We start from the raw sequence: 22,237 nt of genomic DNA on the forward strand, positions 1-22,237 counted from the left end.
CGGCCCGCCCGGCAGCCGCCGCCGGCCCCTCACGGCGTCAGGGCGCCTGCGCCGGTCCCTCGCGGCATGAGGGGCACCCCCGGGAGCTCCCGAGCCCCCGGACGCTGCCCTTCGAGCGTTAGGCCCAGACTCCTGGCCGGGCCCTGGCACCCCTGCGCCGCCGCGATCCCCAGTGCGACCAGAAGCGTCACCACGACGAAGACGACGAGGCGCTGGCGCAGCAGCCGCGGGTTCGCCGGGCGCCGTCCGGCCGAGGTCGTCCTGGTCCCCGGCCGCGTTCCCGGACGCCCGTTCGTACGGCCGCCGGAACGTGTCGTACCGCGCCCGGTCGAGGGGCGTGATCCCGTGCGCGGAGTCGAGGCGCGCGGCGCGTGCGCGCGGGGAGCGGGCGTACCCGCGGTGCGCCCCCGCTCGGTGTCCTGATCGGCGTACCGCTCCGACAGCCGCCCGGTGGGGCGATCGTGATCGACGCGGGGGGCGGGCGGCCGGGCGTCACCGATGCCCTGGGCCTCCCGGGCCGCGATCTCCTTGAGCCGCATCGAGAGCTGAAGCGTGCTGGGACGCTCCTCCGGGTCCTTGGCGAGGCAGGCGCGCACCAGCGGCGCGAGGGCGTCCGGCACTCCGTACAGCTGCGGCTCCTCGTGCACCACGCGGTACAGCATGACCTCGGAACTGCCGTGCCCGAAGGGCGAGTCGGCGGTCGCGGCGTACGCCAGCGTGGCCCCCAGCGCGAAGACGTCCGTGGCCGGCGTGACCGCCGCGCCGCGCACCTGCTCGGGGGCGAGGAAGCCCGGGGAGCCCACCGCCGTACCGACATGTGTGAGGGTGCTCGCCCCCGTCGCCCAGGCGATGCCGAAGTCGATGATCCGGGGGCCCTTGGGCGACAGCAGGATGTTCGACGGCTTGACGTCACGGTGGACGACGCCGGCCTCGTGCACCGCCACGAGTCCCTCCGACAGCGCCGCGCCGATCGAGGCCACCTCGGCGGCGATCAGCGGCCCCTCCTCGGCGACCTTGTCGTGCAGAGAGGGCCCCGGTACGTACTGGGTCGCGAACCAGGGCCGGTCGGCCTCCAGATCGGCCGCAACCAGCCGGGCCGTACAGCCACCGCGGATCCGCCGCGCGGCGGACACCTCGCGGGCGAAACGGGACCGGAACTCCTGATCCTCCGCCAGGTCCGGCCGGATCACCTTCAGGGCGACGCGCTGGCCGCGCCGGTCCGAGCCGAGATAGACGACCCCCATGCCGCCCGCCCCGAGCCGCCGGTGAAGCCTGAACGAGCCGACGACACGCGGGTCCTCGCGCCGGAGCCGCATCATCGCCATGTCCGTCCCCTACCTCTGGTGGGGCCTCCCCCACCCCGCTGCTGACCGGTCCGTTCGACGTCGCACAGCTTACGTACCTGCGGCCCGGTGTGCTCATAGGCCGCGCCCTCACGAATCGATCGATTGTCAGTGCCGGGTGGGAAACTTGAAGAGTGGTCAGGGGGCGGCCGATCCGCCGTCCCCGGCCCGTGCGAGATCTCAATGATCCGTCGCAGAAGGGGGATTGGATCAATGAAGGGCGATCGCGTGGAGATAGTGGTCGACGCGGGAGACACGACCCGTACGTACGAGGTGGTGGCCGGCCGGGCAGGCCGGCGGGTGGAAACAGCGGTCCGCAGGGGAGTGGTGGAAGTGAGCGAAGTCACCCGCAGCGGCTCCGTGGTACGCACGGCGCGCTTCATGGCGACCAGGGTGCTCGCCCTGGTCGAACAGCCGGTCCCGAGGGAGGACACCTCCGAACACGCCTGAGACCCGGACGGCGGGAGCGCCCCCTCCGGGAAGACCCCAAGAGGCAGGGCCGTCTCTCCACCCTGGGGAGTACGTCGCGGGGGGTCCGCTCATCCTCCGGGAGGCCCGGCAATCAGTACGCGGGCATGACGACCCGGTCGTGACGCGCCCCTAATGTTGAGGTCAAGCGGCGGGTGGAGCACTCGTCCCCCGAGGTCAGACACCCGCCGCTGCCAACCACGACAGGAGAGGGACCATGGCGGACACGGCATCACGGACGATGTTCCGTACGCAGGGACGCAGGGCATTCACCTCGTTCGGCGGCCGTCAGTCCGGCACGCGTCACCCGCTGGTGGCGACTGCCATGGTCCTTCCCCTCGCGGTGCTGCTCGTCGTCCTCTTCGGAGGCTGGGAAGCAGTGGTCACACAGGCGTCGTCCGTGGGTGTGATGCTCGGGCGCTGAGCGGCGCCCACGGCCCGGTAGAGCGGACCGGGCCAGGACATCCGGCCATATCAAAACCCCGTGGGGACGGGGGTGCGGCGGACGACTGCGTTTGCCCGGACAGCTGGGGAGCTGTCCGGGCAACGCCTTTTTCCGGCCCGGGGGGCAAGCGTGTTCCCGCACCGGACGCAAGCGTGATCCTGTCCCGGGGCAGCATGTTTCCCGTCGCGGAGGCCAGGCCCCCTTCGGGGCGGCGCATTTCCCGGCCCGCCCACGCGCCTTACCCTCGCCGGCACGGCCCACAGGCGTACAGCCTCCCCTCTCCCCGGCGGCGGGAACGGGCCGGCCGGGGAAGCCGTAGGCTCCGGGCGGGCGCCGCGAGCACTCCACGGCGCCGTACGACACCGGCCGCACCGCATCCCGGGGGACACCGTGACCGTATCCGTCGCCCAAGCGCTGAGCGCGGTCGCGCACGACGTCGCGCCGCGCACCGCGCCGCCTCGCACCCGCACCGGCACCGGCACCGACCCCAGCAGTACCCACCCCGGTACCCGCGGCGCGACGCCGGCGTCCTGCGCCTGCCCCAGGCCCGACATCCTGGCCGACAGGCCGGACGGCACGGTCGTGCGCCACGGCGACGTCGTCGCGAAGTCCCATGCCCCCGATACGGACCCGGCGGCCCTCACCGCACGACTCGCCGCAGCGGCGCACCCCCTCCTGGCCGGCATCCTCCTGCCGCCCCTGCCCGTACCCGCCGCGAAGGGGGACGCCCACAGCACCGTGCTGCACGGCCGCCCCCTCACGCTGTGGCCGTACGGAACGCCCGTCGACCCCGCCGAGCCTGAGGCCGCCCCCTGGGAGGAAGCCGGGACCCTCCTGGCCCGGCTGCACGGCGTCGCCCCAGGTGCCCTCCGGCTCCCCGCCCCGCTTCCGCCCATGCGTGGCCCCGCGAAGGCCGCCCGCGCGATCGCCCGCATGCGGGCGGCCCTCGCCGGGCACCACCCGGCCGCCGCCACCGTGCTCCGCGCCTGGGGCCGCCTGCCCGCCTGGGCCCGCGACGAGGCCCCGCAGCCGCCCGGCCGCGCGGCCCTCTGCCACGGCGACCTCCACCTCGGCCAGCTCGTCCGCCACCCACCCGAGGCCGATGCCCATGCCGATGCCGCCCGTGCCGTCCGCACCGGCGCCGCCGCCGAAGGACGCTGGCTGCTGATCGACGTGGACGACATGGGCATCGGAGACCCGGCCTGGGACCTCGCCCGCCCCGCCGCCTGGTACGCCGCCGGCCTGCTCGCACCGGACATCTGGGACCGCTTCCTCGGCGCCTACCGGGCCGCCGGCGGCACCGCCGTACCCCCCGACGGCGACCCGTGGCCCCAACTCGACGTCCCCGCCCGCGCCCTGACCGTCCAGACCGCCGCCCTCGCGCTCGCCAAGTCCGCCGCCGGGAACCGGCCGCTCGACGAGGTGGAGGAGATGATGACCGAGACCTGTGCCCGTATCGCCTCTCTCCCGCCCGAGTTGGAGTCCGATGCCACGTCGTAGGGTGAACGGACCGTCGCCGGGCATGCTTTCCGGCGATGCCGAACCGACGGCGAGGAGTTGACCCGACCATGCAGTGCCCCAAGTGCCACGCGCCCATGCACACGTACAACCGCAATGGTGTCCAGATCGAGCAGTGCAGTGGTTGCCGCGGGATATTTCTCGACTACGGCGAGCTGGAGTCCCTGACCCGCCTCGAGTCGCAGTGGACCCAGCAGGCCCCGCCCCCGCCGCCGGCCCCGCAGGCGTACCCCGCCGCCCCGGCGCCCGCCTGGGGTGCCCCGCAGCACGGCCATCACGGCGGCCACCGCCAGAAGGGCTTCGGCCGGATGCTCTTCTCGTCCTGACCGTGAACACGAAGCAGCCCCGGCCGTGGATCACGGCCGGGGCTGCTTGCTGGGTGGTGCGCGATACTGGGATTGAACCAGTGACCTCTTCCGTGTCAGGGAAGCGCTCTCCCGCTGAGCTAATCGCGCGGGGTTGTTCAGTTGATCGTGCGGTACTGCGAACTGCGTGCGCGATACTGGGATTGAACCAGTGACCTCTTCCGTGTCAGGGAAGCGCTCTCCCGCTGAGCTAATCGCGCGGGACGGACACTCCGGTCAAAGTACAGCCGGAGATCCAGTGGACGATACTGGGATTGAACCAGTGACCTCTTCCGTGTCAGGGAAGCGCTCTCCCGCTGAGCTAATCGTCCTTGGAGGTGGAGACGGGATTTGAACCCGTGTAGACGGCTTTGCAGGCCGTTGCCTCGCCTCTCGGCCACTCCACCAGGAGTGCAATACGGGGGTTCGGGAAGATCCCCCACACCGAGCGGACGACGAGATTCGAACTCGCGACCCTCACCTTGGCAAGGTGATGCTCTACCAACTGAGCCACGTCCGCTTGTCTTGCCGGAGCGTTTCCGTGTCCCGGCGACGTGTTGAACTCTAGCGGATACCGGGGCCAGTACAAAAACGCGTTTGTGCAGCGTGCTGCGCTGCGCCCGGCCCGGCGCAGGTCACGGCGGTCCGCTCTAGACTCGGGGCCGTGCACGACCTTCCCCCTTTGGCCCGCTTCGGCGGCCTTGTCGCCTCTGATCTGCGCGATGTGACCAGCGATCCCGCCGCACTCGACTCCGCCGGCTTCTGGGCCGTCACCGCGGACTTCGAGGGCGGACTGGTGTGTGCCCGCTTCGGCGACGTACGCTCCGAGCCGGTGCCCGCACCGGTGCCCGGCGCCTGGCGCGGGCCCGCCGCCGGTGACTGGACGTCGTCGATGGACCGCGCCGCGTACACGGCGGGTGTCCGCCGTATCCGTGAGCACATCGCGGCCGGCGAGGTCTACCAGGCCAATCTCTGCCGCGTACTGACCGCTCCGCTGCCGGACCGGCCCGGCGCCCGCGCCGACGTCGACGCGCTCACCGCCCGGCTGGCCCGGGGCAATCCGGCGCCGTACGCAGGAACGATCCGCCTGCCGGCGCACGGCGTCGAGATAGCCACCGCGTCCCCCGAGCTCTACCTGCGGCGCGACGGGCGGACCGTCGAGTCGGGGCCGATCAAGGGCACCGGGCGGACGGCCGGCGATCTCCTGGAGAAGGACCACGCCGAGAACGTGATGATCGTGGACCTGGTCCGCAACGACCTGGGACGGGTCGCCGTCCCGGGCTCCGTGACCGTGCCGGAGCTGTGCGTGGTCGAACCGCACCCCGGCCTCGTCCACCTCGTCTCCACCGTGCGCGCCGAGCTCGCGCCCCGGGCCGGCTGGGCGGCGCTGCTGGCCGCGACGTTCCCGCCGGGTTCGGTGACGGGCGCGCCGAAGTCCAGCGCCCTGACGATCATCGGAGCGCTGGAGACCTCCCCGCGCGGCCCCTACTGTGGCGGCATCGGCTGGGTCGACGCCGACCGCGGCACCGGTGAGCTGGCCGTGGGCATACGTACCTTCTGGATCGACCGCACGCTCCCCGCCGGCCCGGTTCTCAAGTTCGGTACGGGCGCGGGCATCACCTGGGGCTCCGACCCCGACCGCGAGTGGGAGGAGACCGAACTGAAGGCAGCCAGACTGCTCGCTGTAGCGTCGGGGACGTACCGGGAGACGGGAAGGACCGCGTCATGAAACTTTGGGTCGACGGCGGGCTGCACGATGCGGCGACCGCCAGGGTGTCCGTGCTCGACCACGGGCTGACCGTGGGCGACGGCATCTTCGAGACGGTGAAGGCGACCGCGGGACGGACCTTCGCCCTCACCCGGCACCTGGAGCGGCTCGCCCGCTCGGCGCGTGGCCTCGGACTGCCCGAGCCCGATCTCGACGAGGTGCGCCGGGCCTGTGCCGCCGTCCTGGAAGCCAATCCCATGGCCCTGGGCCGGCTGCGGATCACGTACACCGGCGGCCTCTCGCCGCTCGGCTCCGAGCGCGGCGACACCGGCCCGACCCTGGTCGTGGCCCTGGGGGAGGCGAGCCGCCGGCCCGACAGCACGGCGGTGATCACCGTGCCCTGGACGCGCAACGAGCGGGGTGCGCTCACCGGGCTCAAGACGACGTCGTACGCCGAGAACGTCGTCGCACTGGCCCGCGCCCACGAACACGGCGCCTCCGAGGCGCTGTTCGCGAACACCGTCGGGCAGCTCTGCGAGGGCACGGGGTCGAACGTCTTCGTCGTCGTCGGCGGGCGGCTGCTGACCCCGCCGGTCTCGTCCGGCTGCCTCGCCGGCATCACGCGCGCCCTGGCCGCCGAGTGGACGGGCGCCGAGGAGGCCGACCTGCCGCTGGACGTACTGGAGCGGGCCGACGAGGTCTTCCTGACCTCCACGCTGCGCGACGTACAGGCGGTGCACCGGATCGACGGACGCCAACTGGCGGGTGCGCCGGGCCCGGTGACCGCGAAGGCCATGCGCGTCTTCGACGAGCGGGCCGCGTCGGACCTGGACCCGTAAAGCGCCGGGAATGGGGGAGACGGGTGGCCGCCCGGAGGGTAGAACTCCCCTGATGACCACAACTCTGCGGCCGACAGCGCCGCTTCAGCAGGGCGTCGACGGCGCCAGATCGCGTACCTACGACGTGTGTGTGAACAGCCGGCCCGTCGGCAGGGTCGAGCTGTCCACGGATGTGCGGTTCGGCGGCGGCGTCGGCCGCATCGCCGCCCTGGGCATCAACGAGGCCGACCGGCGGCGCGGCCGGGCGACGGTCGCCGCGCTGGCGGCGGAGGAGGTGCTGCGCGGCTGGGGCTGCCGCCGCGTGGAGATCTCCGTCCCGGCCGAGGCGGCGGCCGCGCGGCGCATGGCCGACGGTCTCGGCTACACCGAACGCGGCCGCATCATGACCAAGGCCCTGCCCGCCGGGCCGCCCGCGCTGCCCGCAGGCGTGGTGGGCCGGCCGATGAGCGCGGCCGAATTCGACGCCTGGCTCCCCCACACCAAGGCGGGTTACGCCGAGTCCCTCACCGCGCGCGGCTACTCCGAGGACGCCGCGCGGGCCAAGTCCGACGCCGACCACGCGACCGCTCTCGCCGACGGAATCGCCACCCCCGACACGTACCTGGGCGTCCTCGTCCGCGACGGCGCGGTGGTGGGGACGCTCTGGCTGGCACTGCGGAACCCGCATGCCGGCGCGAGCGGGGCGTACGTCTTCGACGTCGAGGTGGCCGGCGCGTACCGGGGCCAGGGACTCGGGCGCGCGCTGCTGCTGCTCGCCGAACGGGAGGCGATGGCGGCCGGGGCCGAGCGGATCGGACTCAACGTCTACGCGGACAACACCCCGGCGCGCAGGCTGTACGAATCACTGGGATACGAGCCGGTTTCGTACAACCTCTACAAACACCTGCTCTGATCCCGGGAACCGCGCGGGTCAGGCGAGCAGCCGGTCGACGATCTCCTCGATGCGCTCGCGCAGCCCCTCCTGGCTCTTGCCGCCGTCGAACCGCTCGCCGTCGATGACGTACGTCGGCGTGCCGGTGACGCCGATGGCCTTGCCCTCGGCCTGGTCCGCGTCGACGATCAGGAGGTGCCTGCCGTCGATCAGGGCGGTGTCGAACTCTTCGGCGTCCAGGCCCAGTTCCGCCGCCACCTCCAGCAGGAGGGGCTCACCCGCGGCCGCCAGTTCCGCGGTGCGGGCGAGGACCGCCTCCACGTACGGCCAGCCCTTGCCCTGGTCGACAGCCTCTTCGGCGGCCTGCGCGGCGGCGTAGGCGTGCTTGTTCTTCTCGAGGGGGAAGTGGCGCAGGTGTACGTCGAGCCGGTCGCGGTAGCGCTCGCACAGGGCGCGGATGTCGTCCAGCGCGGCGTGGCAGTCGGGGCACTGGAGGTCGCACCAGACGTCGAGGACGACGGGGCGCGCGGGAGAGGAGTCGGTCATGGGGTCAGTCTCCCAGCCCGGCGGGCCGCGCCCCAACCGGGACCGGGGGAGGAGGGCGCCCCGGAGATGTCCCTGACGTCGTACGCGGGCGTGGCCCGGGCGGCGTCCGGCGGTGCAGGATGGAGGGGAAACGTGCACCCCTGGAGCTGGAGGACCGGATGCTGGCAGAGACGATCTGTTCCGCGGCGTCCGCGGCCGGCCTGGGCATCGCCGCGATCACCGCGTACCGCAGGCGATTCCTGGCTGCGACGCGCATCGTCGCCTACTCGCTGGTACCGGTGGGCCTGGTGATGACCGGCGTCGTGGAGTGGCTTTCGGGCATCGCCTTCAGGCCGGAGGTGTGGCTGGGCTTCGGCCTGCTCGGTCTGTCCTGGCTGCTCTTCATGACGACCAGGGCGGTGGAGCGCCGCGGCGGCGGTACGCGCAAGGAGCGCCGGGCCGCGCGGGCCGCACAGCGCGAAGCGGTCGCGCCCGGGGCTGCCGCGCAACCCACGGGCGCGGCGCTCCCGGCGGCGGAGCGACGCAAGGAGCCCGGGCCGAAGGCGGCCAAGGGGCAGGCGGAGGACTTCAGCGACATCGAAGCGATCCTGAAGAAGCACGGCATCTGAAGCGGCGTGGTCCTTGCAGGGCCACAGGGCGCCGACGACACCGGCCGGTACTTGAAAGCAAACCTGGCAACTCGGGCGCCGAAGTGATCAGCGCAAGATCACGAATGGCCAAGATCCAGCGAACTCACCGCACAGGTGGGTGTGTTGGTCGTGGCGGGGGGCCGGCCTGCGTCATCATCGGCCCGAGATGCTGGACACGTCCCGGGGCGAAGCCCCCGCACCCACCGAAGAACCGCGCGGTTGCCTCTTCGCGCTTTCCCAGCCACCCCTGATGATCTTCCTCGGGGTGATCGGCTTCCTGCTGCTGATGGCCGCGATGCACGATCTCTTCCTGCTGTGACGCCCGCGGCGCCTCAGTCCGCGGCGGTTCCTGCCGTGACGCGCGCGGCGCCTCAGCCCGCGGCTTCCTTGCGCCGGGCCCGGTACGCCGCCACATGCAGACGGTTGCCGCAGGTGCGGCTGTCGCAGTAGCGGCGGGAGCGGTTGCGCGACAGGTCGACGAAGGCCCGCCGGCAGTCCGGGGCCTCGCAGCGGCGCAGCCGTTCCTGCTCGCCGGAGACGACGATGAAGGCCAGCGCCATCCCGCAGTCCGCCGCGAGGTGGTCGGCGACCGAGGCGCCGGGCGCGAAGTAGTGCACGTGCCAGTCGAAGCCGTCGTGGTCGGTGAGGCGCGGCGTGGTGCCGGCCGCCGCCACGAGCTGGTTGATCAGCTCCGCGCAGGCGCGGGGGCCGGGCGCCGCGAACGCGTCCGCGAAGCGGCCTCGTACGTCCCGTACGGCCCGCAGATCCGCCTCGGTGAGCGTTCCGACGTCGCTGACGTGGTGGAGCCGTACAAAGCCGTACAGCGCCTCGATGTCGGCGAGCCGGTCGTTCTGGTCGCCCTCCGCCGCCGTGTTCACGAGATCGACGACGACGTCGAGGGCGCGCCTGGTGTCGTGGGGGATCAGCACGATTCGCTCCCTGGCCTGCTGCGGGCGGGCGCCCGCAGATGCCGGACGACTTTAGCGGCTCGTGCGCGGAGCGCACCGGCGCCGTCCCCGCGGTGGAGTCCGCGGAGACGGCGCCGGTGTGTGCCGTATGCAGTTGTCCGCCCCTCGCCGTCGCCCCGAGTCGGACGGCGCTGGGTGGCTCTCGGCCTGGCTCAGTTCTCGGCCAGGATGTGTGAGAGTTCCGTGTCGAGGTCGAAGTGACGGTGCTCGGTGCCCGGTGGGACCGCGGCGTCCGTCCGCTTCAGGAACGATTCCAGGGCCCGCGCCGGGGCTTCGAGCAAGGCTTCTCCTTCCGGGGAGCTCAGGGCGATGCACACGACGCCCTGGCCGTGACTACGGGACGGCCAGACTCTGACGTCGCCGGTACCGGTGGGCCGGTGAAGGCCCTCGGCGAGGAGATCGCGGGCGAACACCCACTCGACGGTTTCCTCGGCTCCGGTGTGGAAGGTGGCATGCACGGCGTAGGGATCGGCCGTGTCATACCGCAGGCCCGCGGGTACAGGCAGTGATGACTCGCTCGACACTACGAGGCGCAGGTGCAGCTCGCAGCTGACCGTGGTGTTCATAAGCGCCAGGGCCTTTCGCTCAGTGTGCGCTCGGGGATTCGCACGTCGGCGAAATCGACATGCCACCTACGGTGTCGTTGTAAACCCCTCTGACCTTTTTGTGGCTCTTCAGGTACCTCGTACGGCGGAGTGACACTTGAGGTAGTACGAGCATTCCGGCCGCGCGGGCGGTTCCGGTAGGTTGGGCCTCATGAATGCGGAGAGTAACGAGCGGGAAGAAGTCGTCGGCCCGACTGCCGCCGAGCCCGCCACGGGGGGCGTGAGCGGGGACGAGCGAGAGCTGGGGTCACGGGCGCCGCAGATCATCAAGCGCCACAGAACACTGCACCTGAGCTGGCAGGTCGGGGTGTTCGTCATCGGTCTGGCGGTGGTGGCGGCGGGCGTGGTCATGCTGCCGCTGCCGGGGCCGGGCTGGGTGGTGATCTTCGGTGGCATGGCGATCTGGGCCACCGAGTTCGTCTGGGCGCAGCTGGTGCTGCGCTGGACGAAACGGAAAGTCACCGAGGCGGCCCGCAAGGCACTCGATCCCAGGGTCCGGCGGCGCAACATCATTCTGACGACCGTCGGTCTGGTGATCATCGCGGTGCTGGTGGGGATCTATGTGTGGAAGTTCGGGATAGCGATGCCGTGGAACATTGACGAGTGACCGCGGGTGACCGGTTGAAACCGGTTCGGCCGGCCCGCTGACATGGGGTAATGTTTGCGGAGCGCCGGGGCGATTAGCTCAGTGGGAGAGCGCTTCGTTCACACCGAAGAGGTCACTGGTTCGAACCCAGTATCGCCCACCCGGACCGAAGGCCCGGAAGACGAAAGTCTTCCGGGCCTTCGGCGTTCCCGGCCGGGACGCCGCCGGGAACGCGCCGGGCCCTCAGCGCATCCGCCCCAGCGTGTCCCTCAGCCGGCGCGCGTCGCGCAGGCGCTGCTCGTACGTCGCCCCGACCGCCAGCAGCAGCAGGCCCGCGAGGGCGGGCGGCAGCCAGCGGGGGAGAGATCCGGCCACCTGCACGACGTACGGCGCGAGCTCGTGCAGCGCGACCATCGCGAGTACGGCGGAGCCCAGCACCAGCGGCGCCTGGAGCCGGTGCCTGGCGCCGGTCAGGGTCACGGCCAGGGCCGCCGCCCCGAGAAGCAGCGGACGCGTCCAGTGCTGGTCGCCCCAGGCCGCGACCAGGCTCGGCAGGAGGGTCGCGGCGAGCCCCGGACCGTACGCCGTCCAGGACGAGGCCCCGGGGTCGCGCCGCCTGCGCAGTACGCCGACCACGAGGGCCGGGACGGTGACCGGGAGCGTGTACGCCTCGGGTGTCACGACGTCCGACGCGCCCAGGCGGACCCAGGTGGCCAGTACGAAGAGCACGACCGCCGCGTATCCCGCGGGACGCCGGTCGGCCCGCACCGCCGTGCCTGCCGCGACGACTCCGCACAGGGCGAGCACCAGCGCGAGGGTCGGGGCGTGGCCTGCCGCGAGACCGGTCGCCAGCAGGCCCGCCGCCGCGCCCGCGACCTCCAGGGGCAGAGCGGTGACGTGACCCCGCAGACGGGCGGCCAGCAGGGCGGTGGCCGCCGGTACGGCGAGGACCGCCAGGGCCGCCTGGTGCGGCGCCAGGCCGAGAGCGGCGGCGCCCGCGCCGGTCAGCCCGGTGGCGAACACGACGGCGGCCACCGCCGAGACGGACGGGGTGAGGGGCCCCCTGCCGAGCACGGCGGCCGCGCCGTACAGCGCCGGCAGGACGCCGAGGACGGCGAAGCTGGCGGCCTGCGCGGCGAGCGACAGCAGCGAGACGGAGACCGCCGCCGCGAGGGCGCAGCCGAGCGCGGTGAGCGCGAGCCCGCCGGGTGCCCGGGCGGCGCCCGCGAGGGCGGGGCGTACGGCCAGGGCCAGGGAGGCGGCGGTCAGCAGGACGTACAGGACCAAGGACAGCGGGTAGCCGAGGTCCAGGGCGGCCGGGGTGGCGTACGCCGCCGCCCAGGCCAGTGCCAGGGCCGCGCACGCCGCCGGGGTGCGCCAGGCGGTGCCGGGCTCGGTCCGGCGGCAGGCCGCGGCCAGGACGGCGGCCACCGCCAGCAGCACCGCCGGGGCGGCGGACGTCCACGACCAGGGCAGGCCGGAGGGCAGTGCCTCGCGGAGGCCGGTCGGAGCGCCCGACCAGGCGCGCCCGGTCCGGACGGCGGGCCCCAGCACGGCGACCGCCACCGGCGGGAGCGCCCAGAGGGTGCCCCCGGCCAGTACCGCACCGGACGAACCGGCCAGGCCGAGCATCACGGGGCGCGGCAGGTTCGCCCGTACGACGGCCGCCAGGACCACGGCGCACAGTACGTATCCGGGCACCGCCCACGCGGCCGGCAGGGCGGGACGCAGCACTCCGCCGACGGCGGCGAGCACGGCGAGCCCGGCCACGGCGGAGCACGCGACGGCGAGCGGCGACCACCCGGCGGCCGGAGACGGCGACGGCGACGGGGACGCCGAAGGGGCGGTGGCCGGCGTGGACGCCTCGCTGTCCGGCGCCGCCGTGGCCGCACGCGGGGCCGGGGCCCGCCACGCGGCGAACAGCGCCAGCGCCGCGATCGCCAGCAGAAGAACACCGGGGCGCACGGCGTCGCCGCTGCCGCCCGCCGCCAGCGACAGGGCGGCGGCGCTCAGCAGCGCTCCCGCACCCGACAGCCAGGCACCGGCGCACGCCATCGGACGCACCGCGCGACCCGGGCCCCACAGCGCCACGGCGACATCGAGCGCGGCCGTGGCCAGCAGCGCCCAGGTGAGCGTCAGCGGACCCGCGTCGGCCGCCAGGGCCCAGAGGAGGAACGGGAACTGAGCACTGATCAGCGCCGCGGGCAGCGGAAGCCGCAACCGCCCGAAGCCCAGGCCGTATGCCGCCCAGAGCGCGGCCAGCGCCGCCGAACCGGCCGCGGCGTACGCCAGGCCGTCGGTGTCCGGCACTGCCACACGGTGCACCGCGTACACGTCAAGCACCGTGAGCGCGAGGCCGAGCGCGGCCACCGACTCGGCGGTCGAGACGAGCCCGCGGCGCAGCAGCGCGGCCGGCGCGGCCAGGGCGAGAGCCGTCACGGCGCCCAGCACCGCCGAGCGGCCGCCGATGCCCATGTGGCCCCAGCTGACCAGCGTGAACGCGACCGCGGCGATCGTCAGCAGGATGCCGCCGAGCGTCAGCAGCACGTTCTGCGCACTGCGCGTCGAGGCGTCCCGAGGGGCATGCGGCGGCCGCGCCCCGGTTCCGCCGCCGAAAGCGGCCGGGCCGGGCGGCGAGAAGGGGTTCTGCGGGGCGACGGCCTGCTGCATGACACTGAGCAGCCAGGCCCTGCGGGCCAGCAACTGGGCACGGCGAGCTTCGATTTGTCCCAGTTCGCGGTCGAGGATCACCAATTCCTCGGCGGGTGGTGGCGCGTTCTCCATGGTTGAGGAGTGTGGCGCCCGGCACACGCCCGCGACATGGGCGCGGGTACTCAGATCCCCGGTGAGTACGCATGGATGCGGCTGCCGTGCGCAGACTTGGGGCATGGACTGGAGCCATTACCGCTTCCGCAGCGTGTGGGACCTGACCGCACCGCCCGGCGCGGTCTACACCGCCCTGGAGCAGGTCGACGCGTACCCCCGGTGGTGGCCGCAGGTGCGGCGGGTGACGCGCCTCGACGACAGCGCCGGCCTCGTCCACGTCCGGTCCTTTCTGCCGTACGAACTGGTCGTCACCGTCCGCGAGACGCTTCGCGCGCCGGACACCGGCCTGCTGGAGGTGGCGATGAGCGGTGACATGGACGGCTGGGCGCGCTGGACCGTGCGGCCGCGCGGCGCCGACGGCACACGCGCGGTCTACGAGCAGGAGGTCGATGTCCGCAGGACACTGGTGCGCCGTCTCGCGGTACCCGGGCGCCCCCTGCTCATCGCCAATCACGCGCTGATGATGCGGGGCGGGCGGCGCGGGCTGGCGGCAGCCCTCGCGGTTTGAACCGAACCCGCGAGGGGTTGTATGGTTCAGTCCGTTCCCGGGCGATTAGCTCAGTGGGAGAGCGCTTCGTTCACACCGAAGAGGTCACTGGTTCGAAACCAGTATCGCCCACCCCGGGAAGGCCGGTCCGTCACCGACGGACCGGCTTTTCGTTTTTCTCGCGCCGCCCGGTCGGGCGGCTTTCCCACGCCGCCCGCTCAGGCGGCCGCCGCCGGGATCTCCGGGCGCAGCGGCCACGCCGGATTCACCGCCTCCTCCGACCCGTTGCGCGCGAACCACGCCTGGAGTCCGCGCGCCTGCGCCGCGTGCCACACCGCCTGGAGCGAGTGCAGTTCGGCCGGGGACAGCCGGTCCAGACGCGCCGCGAAGCGCCGTCCCAGCGCCCGTACGACCTCCAGCGACGCCGTCGCGTCGGCGACCGCGTCGTGCGCGCCGTCCAGCTCCACCTCGTACTGCGCGCACAGGTCGGTGAGCGTACGGCGGCCCTTGCGATAGCGGTCGAGGTGCTTGTCCAGTACGCGCGGGTCCAGCACGCACAGCGGTCGGCTGTCCAGATAGCGCGTCAGCGACGACGCCCGGTGGCGCCTCAGCTCGCGGTCCAGCAGCGTCAGATCGAACGGGGCGTTCATCACCACCAGCGGCCGGCGGGCGATGCTCTGCTCGGAGAGGCTCCGGGCTATCTCCTCGACCACCGGCGCGGGCCAGCGGCCGTTGCGCTGGAGGTGATCGTCCGTCAGCCCGTGGATGTCAGTGGCCTCCCTGGGCACCGGAATGCCCGGATTGACCAGCCAGCGCGTCGCCCGCACCCGGCCGCCCGGCGCGTCCTGCACGACCAGCGCGGCCGAGACGATGCGGTCCTCCTCGACATCCACGCCCGTCGTCTCGGTGTCGAAAGCGGCCAGGGGCCCTTCGTACCAGCACGTCATGTCGAACTCCTCTTGCTCCCTTGGCAGATGGCGTGCGTCCCCTGCCCGAACCGGTGATACCCGGGTCGTTTGCCCGGTACGCCGTTTGCGGGGGAGACAGAACGGAGACAACACAGGTGACGGCACGGGAGCTTGACGGACCGTCGCGGGGAAATGATCGGCACAGCCCGGAAGGCACTCGTCAGCCATGGCGCTCACGCAGCCCGAACCGGGCGGGCTGCTGCCCGAGCGGATCGCACCGCTGCGCGGCGGACTCGCCACCACCGCCTGCATGGAGACTCTCCAGGTGGGCTATCTGCACGCGGTCGCGGCGGCCGCCGGATGCTCTCTCTCACAGCCGTTTCCGGACAACGGCATCGACTGGCACGTGAGCCACAACGCTCCCGAGCACACCGTCGATGACGAAGTCACCATCAAGGTGCAGCTCAAGTGCACCTACCAGATCCCGCCGCATCCGGCCGGGGGCTCCTTCTCCTTCACGCTCGACAACGCGCATCTGGAGAAGCTCGCCCGCAGCCCGGTGGCGGTGCACAAGATCCTCGTCGTGATGCTCGTGCCGCGGACCCAGGAGGACTGGCTGCGCGCCGGCCACGACCGGCTCGACCTGCGGCACTGCTGTTACTGGACCAACCTGGCCGGACACCCGGTGACGGGCAGGCGCAGGACGACCGTGCGGATCCCGACCTCGCGGATATTCGACGACCGAGCACTCTGCGAGATCATGACCCGGGTCGGGGTGGGAGGGAGACCCTGATGCAGCACCGGCCGATCGACGAACCAGTACGGCCGCACCCGGGCACGGAGCCCGAGGGCGGCCTCGCCGCGGGCCCCGGCGTCTGGGACGCCGGCGCGGGGCCCGACCCCGCCCAGGTCGACCCGGCCGTACTCGGCGTACTGCTCGCCCGGCACGGCTGGCGGCGGCGCGGGGGAGCGGCGGGGCGCTACGCGCGCTGGACGCCGCCCGGGCCTTCCGGCGGCGGTACGAGTCTGCTCGTACCGGAGAGCAGGGCGTTCCCCGACAGTGACGACCTGCTCGGCGAGGCGCTGACCGCGCTGGCCCGCTGCGCCGCGCCCTCCGCTCGCGAGGTGCTGGTCTCGCTCGCCGTCCCGAGCGACGAGATCAGGTGGTGGCGCGACGTACCGGAGAGCCCTTCCGGAGCCGCCTCCTGGACGGCGCAGGAACAACTGCGCTCGGCCGCGCGCCAGATGCTGCTCGCGGCGGCGCTGGCCGCGCGGGGGCGCGCCGGGTACTACGGGGCCCGGCACCGGCGGCAGGCGCAGGCGTCACTGGAGGGCGTACTGGTGGGACCCGCCCCCGGCGGCCGCGCGCTGACCGCGTTCGTACCGGTGGCGGCGGGGCGCGGCGCCGCCGTACGGCTCCACCACGCCCTGCACGCCGCGCGCGAGGCCGTCGACTACCAGCGGGCGACGGGCGGCATGGAGGCGTTCGACACGGCCGTCGAGGCGGGCGTGAGCCGCGAGCTCACGGACGCGGTGATCGCGCTCGTGCACGGCTCGGAAGGCACCCGCATCGCGCTGGACTGGTCACCGGCCGCCGGTGTGCCGGAGGGGTGCGCGGCGCGCCCCGAGGCGGTGGAGTTCTCACCGGGCGACCTGCCGGCGCTGCGCGAGGTGGGCGCGCGCTACACCCGCGCGGAGCCGTCCGTCACGGTACGGATCACGGGCACGGTCGTCCGGATGCGGCGCTCGGGGCCGCGCGGGGCCGGCACGGTGCGGCTGCGCGTCCTGGCGGGCGCGGAGGTGCCGCACGTACGGATGGTGCTCGACGAGGAGGCGTACCGGATAGCGGGCCACGCGCACCTCGTCGGGCTGCCGGTCCGGGTCCACGGGCAGCTGGAGAGCCGGGGCGGCTTCCGGCGGCTCACCGGCGCGGAGGGCGTGGTGCCCGTACAGGTGGACGAGGCGGAACGCGACCGGCTGATGAAGTCGCTCCAGGAGAACCTGGACTTTTTCGAGGAGGCGTGCGGCGGGGATTAACCGTTTCGCGAGGAGGTCACCCGGCTCGGTACAGTTACTAGCCACGCGCGCAACCACTTACGCGCGACCCCCTCAGACAGGAGTGACCGGTGTCGGACGTCCGTGTGTTCATCCAACGCGATTCCGAGCGGGAAGAGCGCGTGGTGACCACGGGCACCACGGCGGCGGAACTCTTCCCCGGCGAGCGCACCGTCGTCGCCGCGCGGGTGGCCGGCGAGCTGAAGGACCTGGCGTACGTCGTCGCGGACGGCGAGGAGATCGAGCCGGTCGAGATCTCGTCCGAGGACGGCCTGAACATCCTGCGCCACTCCACCGCGCACGTCATGGCCCAGGCCGTGCAGGAGCTCTTCCCCGAGGCGAAGCTCGGCATCGGCCCGCCGGTCAAGGACGGCTTCTACTACGACTTCGACGTCGAGAAGCCGTTCACCCCGGAGGACCTCAAGGCCGTCGAGAAGAAGATGCAGGAGATCCAGAAGCGCGGGCAGCGCTTCTCGCGCCGCGTCGTCACCGACGAGGCCGCGCGCGAGGAGCTGGCGGACGAGCCGTACAAGCTGGAGCTCATCGGCATCAAGGGCTCCGCGTCCAGCGACGACGGCGCGGACGTCGAGGTGGGCGGCGGCGAGCTGACCATCTACGACAACCTTGACGCCAAGACCGGCGACCTGTGCTGGAAGGACCTCTGCCGGGGTCCGCACCTGCCCACCACCCGCAACATCCCCGCATTCAAGCTGATGCGCAACGCCGCCGCCTACTGGCGCGGCAGCGAGAAGAACCCGATGCTCCAGCGCATCTACGGCACCGCGTGGCCGTCGAAGGACGAGCTGAAGGCGCACCTGGAGTTCCTCGCCGAGGCCGAGAAGCGCGACCACCGCAAGCTCGGCAGCGAGCTGGACCTCTTCTCCATCCCCGAGCAGATCGGCTCCGGTCTGGCGGTCTTCCACCCCAAGGGCGGCATCATCCGCCGGGTCATGGAGGACTACTCGCGCCGCCGGCACGAGGAGGAGGGGTACGAGTTCGTCTACACCCCGCACGCCACCAAGGGGAAGCTCTTCGAGACCTCGGGCCACCTGGACTGGTACGCCGACGGCATGTACCCGCCCATGCAGCTCGACGAGGGCACGGACTACTACCTCAAGCCCATGAACTGCCCGATGCACAACCTGATCTTCGACGCGCGGGGCCGGTCCTACCGTGAACTGCCTCTGCGCCTCTTCGAGTTCGGGACCGTGTACCGGTACGAGAAGTCCGGCGTCGTGCACGGCCTGACCCGTGCCCGCGGCTTCACCCAGGACGACGCGCACATCTACTGCACCAAGGAGCAGATGGCGGAGGAGCTCGACCGTACGCTCACCTTCGTCCTCGGCCTGCTGCGCGACTACGGCCTGACCGACTTCTACCTGGAGCTGTCCACCAAGGACCCGGAGAAGTTCGTCGGCTCGGACGAGATCTGGGAAGAGGCCACCGAGACGCTGCGCCAGGTCGCCGAGAAGCAGGGCCTGCCGCTGGTCCCGGACCCGGGCGGCGCCGCGTTCTACGGCCCGAAGATCTCCGTCCAGTGCAAGGACGCGATCGGCCGTACCTGGCAGATGTCGACCGTGCAGCTCGACTTCAACCTGCCGGAGCGCTTCAACCTGGAGTACACCGGCCCCGACGGCAGCAAGCAGCGCCCGGTGATGATCCACCGTGCCCTGTTCGGCTCCATCGAGCGCTTCTTCGCGGTGCTCCTGGAGCACTACGCGGGCGCGTTCCCGGCGTGGCTCGCCCCGGTGCAGGCGGTCGGCATCCCGATCGGCGACGCGCACATCCCGTACCTCCAGGAGTTCGCCGCCGACGCGAAGAAGAAGGGCCTGCGGGTCGAGGTGGACGCCTCCTCGGACCGGATGCAGAAGAAGATCAGGAACCAGCAGAAGCAGAAGGTCCCCTTCATGATCATCGTCGGTGACGAGGACATGAACGCGGGCACCGTCTCCTTCCGCTACCGCGACGGATCGCAGGAGAACGGCATCCCCCGCGAGGAGGCGCTGGCGAAGATCGCCGACGTCGTGGAGCGCCGCGTCCAGGTGTGACCCGCCCCGGCGCGTGAACGGTGAGAGAGGCCCCCGGCGGGGCAGGTCAGCCCGCCGGGGGCCTCTCCTCGTCCTCCCGCGCGAACGTCTGGATCAGCCAGGCCGAGAAGGAGCCCGTCACCGCCCCCAGCAGCGCCAGGCCGCAGCCCATCATGCCCACCGCGATGAGCCGGCCGGCCCACGTCACCGGCGCCACATCGCCGTACCCCACGGTCGTCAGCGTCGAGCACGTCCACCACAGGGCGTCCCCGAAGGTACGGATCGTCGCGCCGGGAGCGGCGTGCTCCTGGTGGTAGACGGACAGGGCGCCGGAGAAACCCAGCAGCACCGCCGTCAGGCCCGCGTACGTGATCACCCGGGCGTGCAGGGTCAGCCGCGGCCGGTCACGCCTGCGCTGCACCGCCCAGTACACCCGCACCACGCGCACCGGGCGCAGCAGCGGCAGCACCAGGACGACGGTGTCCAGCCAGTGGGTGCGGACGAACCCCAGCCGCCGGCCCGACAGCCGCCAGCGCACCAGGTAGTCGGCGACGAACAGCGCCCACAGGGCAAGGGTCACCGCCAGGCACACGTCCCGCCAGGGCGGAGCCAGACCGGGGGCCAGCACGCGGACCGCGTACGAGGCGAGGAAGAGGAGCGACGCGGCGAAGAGCGGGAGCTCGGCCCGCGCCTCCCACCGACCCAGCGGACTGCCGTGATCGACATGCATCGTTCCAGCATGGCCGCCGGGCCTTCGGGAGCGCCCCGGCGACACGTTCGGCGGGTACCAAGTCATATGCTGCACTCCATGACGATTGAGCCGGAGCAGCAGATCGGAGTGGGGACGCCGGACGCGTTCCAGCGCCTGTGGACGCCCCACCGGATGGCGTACATCCAGGGGGAGAACAAGCCGACCGGTCCGGGGGCCGAGGACGGCTGCCCGTTCTGCTCGATTCCGGCGATGTCCGACGAGGACGGGCTGGTCATCGCGCGTGGCGAGCACGTGTACGCGGTGCTGAACCTGTACCCGTACAACGGTGGCCACCTGATGGTCGTCCCGTACCGCCACGTCGCCGACTACACGGACCTGGACGACGCCGAGACCGCCGAACTCGGTACGTTCACCAAGCGCGCGATGACGGCGCTGCGCACGGCGTCCGGGGCGCAGGGTTTCAACATCGGGATGAACCAGGGCGCCGTCGCCGGGGCGGGCATCGCGGCGCACCTGCACCAGCACGTCGTGCCGCGCTGGGGCGGGGACACGAACTTCATGCCGGTCGTGGGCCACACGAAGGTGCTTCCGCAGCTGCTGGGGGACACCCGCAAGATGCTGGCCGACGCCTGGCCGGCCGCCTGACCGGGCCGCCCCCCCCGGCCGCGTCAGGCGTCGTACACGTCGGCCTTCCTCGGTGCCGCGTCCTGGACCAGGCCGCTGAGGACCAGTGAGCGGTTGCTGAAGCGGTCGGTGTCCACGCCGTGGTCGTCGAGCACGCGGATGGCCGCCGCGTGGACGACGCGCAGGACGGGCGTGGCCGCGCGCATGGCGTCGTCGGCCATGAAGCGGTGCCGCCAGGGCTTCTCGGCCCAGGCGTGCCGCAGCCCGAAGGGTTCCGGAAGCACGATCTTGCCGCCGAAGTAGTCGAGGACCGGCGGGAACCAGGTGAAGGGCGCGCGGACGGCCAGGCGTACCACTTCGTTGGCGTCGACGAGCGGCTGCTGCTTGTCGACGGTCTCCCAGAACCTGACCGGCTTGCTGACCGTCACCGTCTTGGGCTTCGGCTTGGTGGTGAACAGCGAGTGGACCGGCCCCAGGGCGTGCCCGGTGACCTCGATGCGCAGCGTCTCGTGCAGCACGGTGACGGTGATCAGCATCGTGATGACCAGCTGGCCGTCCCAGAGCGTGAACTGCACCCCCAGGTAGTGGCGGTTTCCCGCGCCGAACTGCTGCTCGTTGCAGATCCGCTGTATCTCGTGGCCCTTGATCTGGAACGCGTCGACGTCCTGTCCGCCGGGCCGGCTCACCTCGTCCGCGTTCTCGCCGATCGGGGCGACGACCCAGTGCCGCACGGAGGGCTTGGGGAAGCCGCCCGTGTGCAGGGGGCCGCGTTCCAGCATGCGCAGCTGGTCGTGGATGGCGCGTACGACGTCCCAGCTGCGGAAACCGTGGATCTCCTTGCCGGCTTCGCGCGGGACGAGCTCTTCGGCGAGCTGCCAGCTGCCCCAGCGGGTCCCCATGCCCAGTATTCCCTTGGGTCCCGCGTAGAAGACCGAGTTGCTGTACTGCTCGGCGGTGAGCTTGGCGAGCGACTGGCGCAGCTGCTCGGCGGCGGATTCGTTGGGGTCGCGGGGGACGGCTTCGGGGATCTTCGCGCCCACGCCGCCACCCGAGAGCAGGGCCTCCCAGCGGGCCCTCATGTCCTTGGCCGTGGACTCGGTGATCCGCTTGGCCAGCAGCCAGCCGACGACCGGGGCCACGAGCATCGCCCGCAGGTAGATCGCCCAGAATCCGTCGAAGGGCAGTTTGACGAGGACGAGCAGGACCAGGCCGCCCACCGCGAGGAGGGCGGCGGTGCCGAGGGCTCCGGCCCGCTTGTCCTTGGAGCCCGCGATCGTACGGCGCAGCTGGAAGACGGCCAGCCAGATGAGCAGGCCCGGCAGGAAGAGCAGGCCGAAGAGCGCCATGACGCCGGTGAGCCGGGTGTCCCGCTCCTTACGGATGCGGGTCGCCGCGAGGCAGTGCTCGACGACGGTCTGCGGTTCGGTGCCGAAGGACTGGATGAGTGCCTTGCGGGCACCGCCGAGCATCCGTACCTGTACGGCTCTCGAAAACGCCTCGCCCAGGTTCGGTTCGAGGAGGGACAGCTTGCCCGGCTTCACCGCGGACTTGTGCCATTCGCTGTTGGCATTGAGGATCTCGGTCACCGGGCTGTCGCGGTACGCCGCCGAGGCGAGGGCCTGCGTCGCGGCCGTCTGGCCCGCCGAGCCCTGAAGCGGGACCTGCGCCCCCGGTGAGAAGTCGAACCCGTCATCCGCCACTGCTGCCCCCATCGCCGCACGCAACCGC

The 22,237-nt window shown here is 72.3% G+C and carries 23 protein-coding genes and 7 tRNA genes; 17 read left to right on the forward strand and 13 right to left on the reverse strand.

The genetic code is table 11. The features are described from left to right. Nucleotides 1-29: 29 nt before the first annotated feature. Complete coding sequence (locus AS594_RS28225) at nt 30-1,325, reverse strand: serine/threonine-protein kinase (protein ID WP_069929654.1); 1,296 nt, start codon at nt 1,323-1,325, stop codon at nt 30-32. Between the two features lie 231 nt (nt 1,326-1,556). Here AS594_RS28225 and AS594_RS28230 point away from each other — a divergent pair, with 231 nt between their 5' ends. From AS594_RS28230 to AS594_RS28245, 4 genes are all read left to right on the forward strand, one after another. After that, nucleotides 1,557-1,793, forward strand: coding sequence for a hypothetical protein (locus AS594_RS28230; RefSeq protein ID WP_069929655.1), 237 nt, complete (start codon nt 1,557-1,559; stop codon nt 1,791-1,793). Between the two features lie 235 nt (nt 1,794-2,028). Beyond that, a complete protein-coding gene (locus tag AS594_RS28235; RefSeq protein WP_069929656.1) occupies nt 2,029-2,235 on the forward strand; it encodes a hypothetical protein in 207 nt (68 codons plus the stop codon). Nucleotides 2,236-2,646: 411 nt separating this feature from the next. Then, entirely contained in the window at nt 2,647-3,756 is a 1,110-nt protein-coding gene (locus tag AS594_RS28240) for a phosphotransferase family protein (protein WP_240509098.1), read from the forward strand. 68 nt (nt 3,757-3,824) lie between these two features. After that, nucleotides 3,825-4,100 carry a TFIIB-type zinc ribbon-containing protein gene (locus AS594_RS28245; protein ID WP_069929657.1) on the forward strand — a complete coding sequence of 92 codons (276 nt, stop codon included), beginning with the start codon at nt 3,825-3,827 and terminating at the stop codon, nt 4,098-4,100. 54 nt (nt 4,101-4,154) lie between these two features. Here AS594_RS28245 and AS594_RS28250 read toward each other — a convergent pair. The 5 genes from AS594_RS28250 to AS594_RS28270 form a co-directional block, all read right to left on the reverse strand. Then, nucleotides 4,155-4,229: transfer RNA gene (locus AS594_RS28250), tRNA-Val, on the reverse strand. 38 nt (nt 4,230-4,267) lie between these two features. Further along, nucleotides 4,268-4,339: transfer RNA gene (locus tag AS594_RS28255), tRNA-Val, on the reverse strand. A 39-nt stretch (nt 4,340-4,378) separates the two neighbouring features. Continuing rightward, nucleotides 4,379-4,450: transfer RNA gene (locus AS594_RS28260), tRNA-Val, on the reverse strand. 1 nt (nt 4,451) lies between these two features. After that, nucleotides 4,452-4,525 (reverse strand) — tRNA-Cys (locus tag AS594_RS28265). A 40-nt stretch (nt 4,526-4,565) separates the two neighbouring features. Then, a tRNA-Gly gene (locus tag AS594_RS28270) sits at nt 4,566-4,638 on the reverse strand. Between the two features lie 144 nt (nt 4,639-4,782). Between AS594_RS28270 and AS594_RS28275 the strand changes: the two genes are divergently transcribed. From AS594_RS28275 to AS594_RS28285, 3 genes are read left to right on the forward strand one after another with little or no spacing between them, the layout of a single operon-like run. Then, nucleotides 4,783-5,847, forward strand: a complete 1,065-nt coding sequence (locus AS594_RS28275) for a chorismate-binding protein (RefSeq protein WP_069929658.1) — start codon at nt 4,783-4,785, stop codon at nt 5,845-5,847. Then, nucleotides 5,844-6,665 (forward strand): aminotransferase class IV, encoded by an 822-nt coding sequence (locus AS594_RS28280; protein ID WP_069929659.1) that lies wholly within the window; start codon nt 5,844-5,846, stop codon nt 6,663-6,665. Before AS594_RS28275 ends, AS594_RS28280 begins: the two co-directional genes overlap by 4 nt. Nucleotides 6,666-6,717: 52 nt before the next feature. After that, nucleotides 6,718-7,557, forward strand: coding sequence for a GNAT family N-acetyltransferase (locus AS594_RS28285; protein WP_069929660.1), 840 nt, complete (start codon nt 6,718-6,720; stop codon nt 7,555-7,557). 18 nt (nt 7,558-7,575) lie between these two features. Here the strand turns inward: AS594_RS28285 and AS594_RS28290 are convergent, their stop codons facing one another. Then, a complete protein-coding gene (locus AS594_RS28290; RefSeq protein ID WP_069929661.1) occupies nt 7,576-8,082 on the reverse strand; it encodes a DsbA family protein in 507 nt (168 codons plus the stop codon). A 119-nt stretch (nt 8,083-8,201) separates the two neighbouring features. Between AS594_RS28290 and AS594_RS28295 the strand changes: the two genes are divergently transcribed. Both AS594_RS28295 and AS594_RS44780 read left to right on the forward strand, forming a co-directional pair. Continuing rightward, nucleotides 8,202-8,690 (forward strand): hypothetical protein, encoded by a 489-nt coding sequence (locus tag AS594_RS28295; RefSeq protein ID WP_420877853.1) that lies wholly within the window; start codon nt 8,202-8,204, stop codon nt 8,688-8,690. Nucleotides 8,691-8,877: 187 nt separating this feature from the next. Next, nucleotides 8,878-9,030, forward strand: coding sequence for a hypothetical protein (locus tag AS594_RS44780; RefSeq protein ID WP_167368049.1), 153 nt, complete (start codon nt 8,878-8,880; stop codon nt 9,028-9,030). A 52-nt stretch (nt 9,031-9,082) separates the two neighbouring features. Here the strand turns inward: AS594_RS44780 and AS594_RS28300 are convergent, their stop codons facing one another. After that, the gene (locus AS594_RS28300; protein ID WP_069929663.1) at nt 9,083-9,640 is read right to left on the reverse strand and encodes a CGNR zinc finger domain-containing protein; all 558 of its coding nucleotides are present in this window, start codon (nt 9,638-9,640) and stop codon (nt 9,083-9,085) included. Nucleotides 9,641-9,831: 191 nt separating this feature from the next. Further along, nucleotides 9,832-10,245 carry an SsgA family sporulation/cell division regulator gene (locus AS594_RS28305; protein ID WP_003987206.1) on the reverse strand — a complete coding sequence of 138 codons (414 nt, stop codon included), beginning with the start codon at nt 10,243-10,245 and terminating at the stop codon, nt 9,832-9,834. A 190-nt stretch (nt 10,246-10,435) separates the two neighbouring features. Here AS594_RS28305 and AS594_RS28310 point away from each other — a divergent pair, with 190 nt between their 5' ends. Both AS594_RS28310 and AS594_RS28315 read left to right on the forward strand, forming a co-directional pair. Then, nucleotides 10,436-10,891: a TIGR02611 family protein gene (locus AS594_RS28310; RefSeq protein WP_069929664.1), complete on the forward strand. Its 456-nt coding sequence runs from the start codon at nt 10,436-10,438 to the stop codon at nt 10,889-10,891. Between the two features lie 67 nt (nt 10,892-10,958). Continuing rightward, nucleotides 10,959-11,030, forward strand: a tRNA-Val gene (locus tag AS594_RS28315). 83 nt (nt 11,031-11,113) lie between these two features. On the opposite strand, the gene AS594_RS28320 is transcribed toward AS594_RS28315, so the two are convergent. Further along, nucleotides 11,114-13,654 carry an SCO7613 C-terminal domain-containing membrane protein gene (locus tag AS594_RS28320; protein ID WP_069929665.1) on the reverse strand — a complete coding sequence of 847 codons (2,541 nt, stop codon included), beginning with the start codon at nt 13,652-13,654 and terminating at the stop codon, nt 11,114-11,116. A 103-nt stretch (nt 13,655-13,757) separates the two neighbouring features. On the opposite strand from AS594_RS28320, the gene AS594_RS28325 reads away from it, so the two are divergent. Beyond that, nucleotides 13,758-14,204, forward strand: a complete 447-nt coding sequence (locus tag AS594_RS28325; protein WP_069929666.1) for an SRPBCC family protein — start codon at nt 13,758-13,760, stop codon at nt 14,202-14,204. Nucleotides 14,205-14,243: 39 nt separating this feature from the next. After that, a tRNA-Val gene (locus AS594_RS28330) sits at nt 14,244-14,315 on the forward strand. 86 nt (nt 14,316-14,401) lie between these two features. Here AS594_RS28330 and AS594_RS28335 read toward each other — a convergent pair. After that, nucleotides 14,402-15,130, reverse strand: a complete 729-nt coding sequence (locus AS594_RS28335; RefSeq protein WP_069929667.1) for a 3'-5' exonuclease — start codon at nt 15,128-15,130, stop codon at nt 14,402-14,404. Between the two features lie 187 nt (nt 15,131-15,317). Between AS594_RS28335 and AS594_RS28340 the strand changes: the two genes are divergently transcribed. From AS594_RS28340 to thrS, 3 genes are all read left to right on the forward strand, one after another. After that, complete coding sequence (locus AS594_RS28340) at nt 15,318-15,884, forward strand: DUF4365 domain-containing protein (protein WP_069929668.1); 567 nt, start codon at nt 15,318-15,320, stop codon at nt 15,882-15,884. Beyond that, on the forward strand, nt 15,884-17,128 hold the full coding sequence (locus AS594_RS28345) for a hypothetical protein (protein ID WP_069929669.1): 1,245 nt from the start codon (nt 15,884-15,886) through the stop codon (nt 17,126-17,128). Before AS594_RS28340 ends, AS594_RS28345 begins: the two co-directional genes overlap by 1 nt. A gap of 89 nt (nt 17,129-17,217) precedes the next feature. Continuing rightward, nucleotides 17,218-19,194, forward strand: coding sequence for a threonine--tRNA ligase (thrS, locus tag AS594_RS28350; RefSeq protein ID WP_069929670.1), 1,977 nt, complete (start codon nt 17,218-17,220; stop codon nt 19,192-19,194). 46 nt (nt 19,195-19,240) lie between these two features. On the opposite strand, the gene AS594_RS28355 is transcribed toward thrS, so the two are convergent. Next, a complete protein-coding gene (locus AS594_RS28355; RefSeq protein WP_069929671.1) occupies nt 19,241-19,903 on the reverse strand; it encodes a potassium channel family protein in 663 nt (220 codons plus the stop codon). 66 nt (nt 19,904-19,969) lie between these two features. Here AS594_RS28355 and AS594_RS28360 point away from each other — a divergent pair, with 66 nt between their 5' ends. Further along, the gene (locus tag AS594_RS28360) at nt 19,970-20,530 is read left to right on the forward strand and encodes an HIT family protein (protein WP_069929672.1); all 561 of its coding nucleotides are present in this window, start codon (nt 19,970-19,972) and stop codon (nt 20,528-20,530) included. 23 nt (nt 20,531-20,553) lie between these two features. Here AS594_RS28360 and AS594_RS28365 read toward each other — a convergent pair whose 3' ends face one another. Further along, complete coding sequence (locus tag AS594_RS28365; protein ID WP_069929673.1) at nt 20,554-22,209, reverse strand: hypothetical protein; 1,656 nt, start codon at nt 22,207-22,209, stop codon at nt 20,554-20,556. Between the last annotated feature and the right edge of the window lie 28 nt (nt 22,210-22,237).

This window comes from Streptomyces agglomeratus (assembly GCF_001746415.1).
Lineage (GTDB): Bacteria > Actinomycetota > Actinomycetes > Streptomycetales > Streptomycetaceae > Streptomyces > Streptomyces agglomeratus.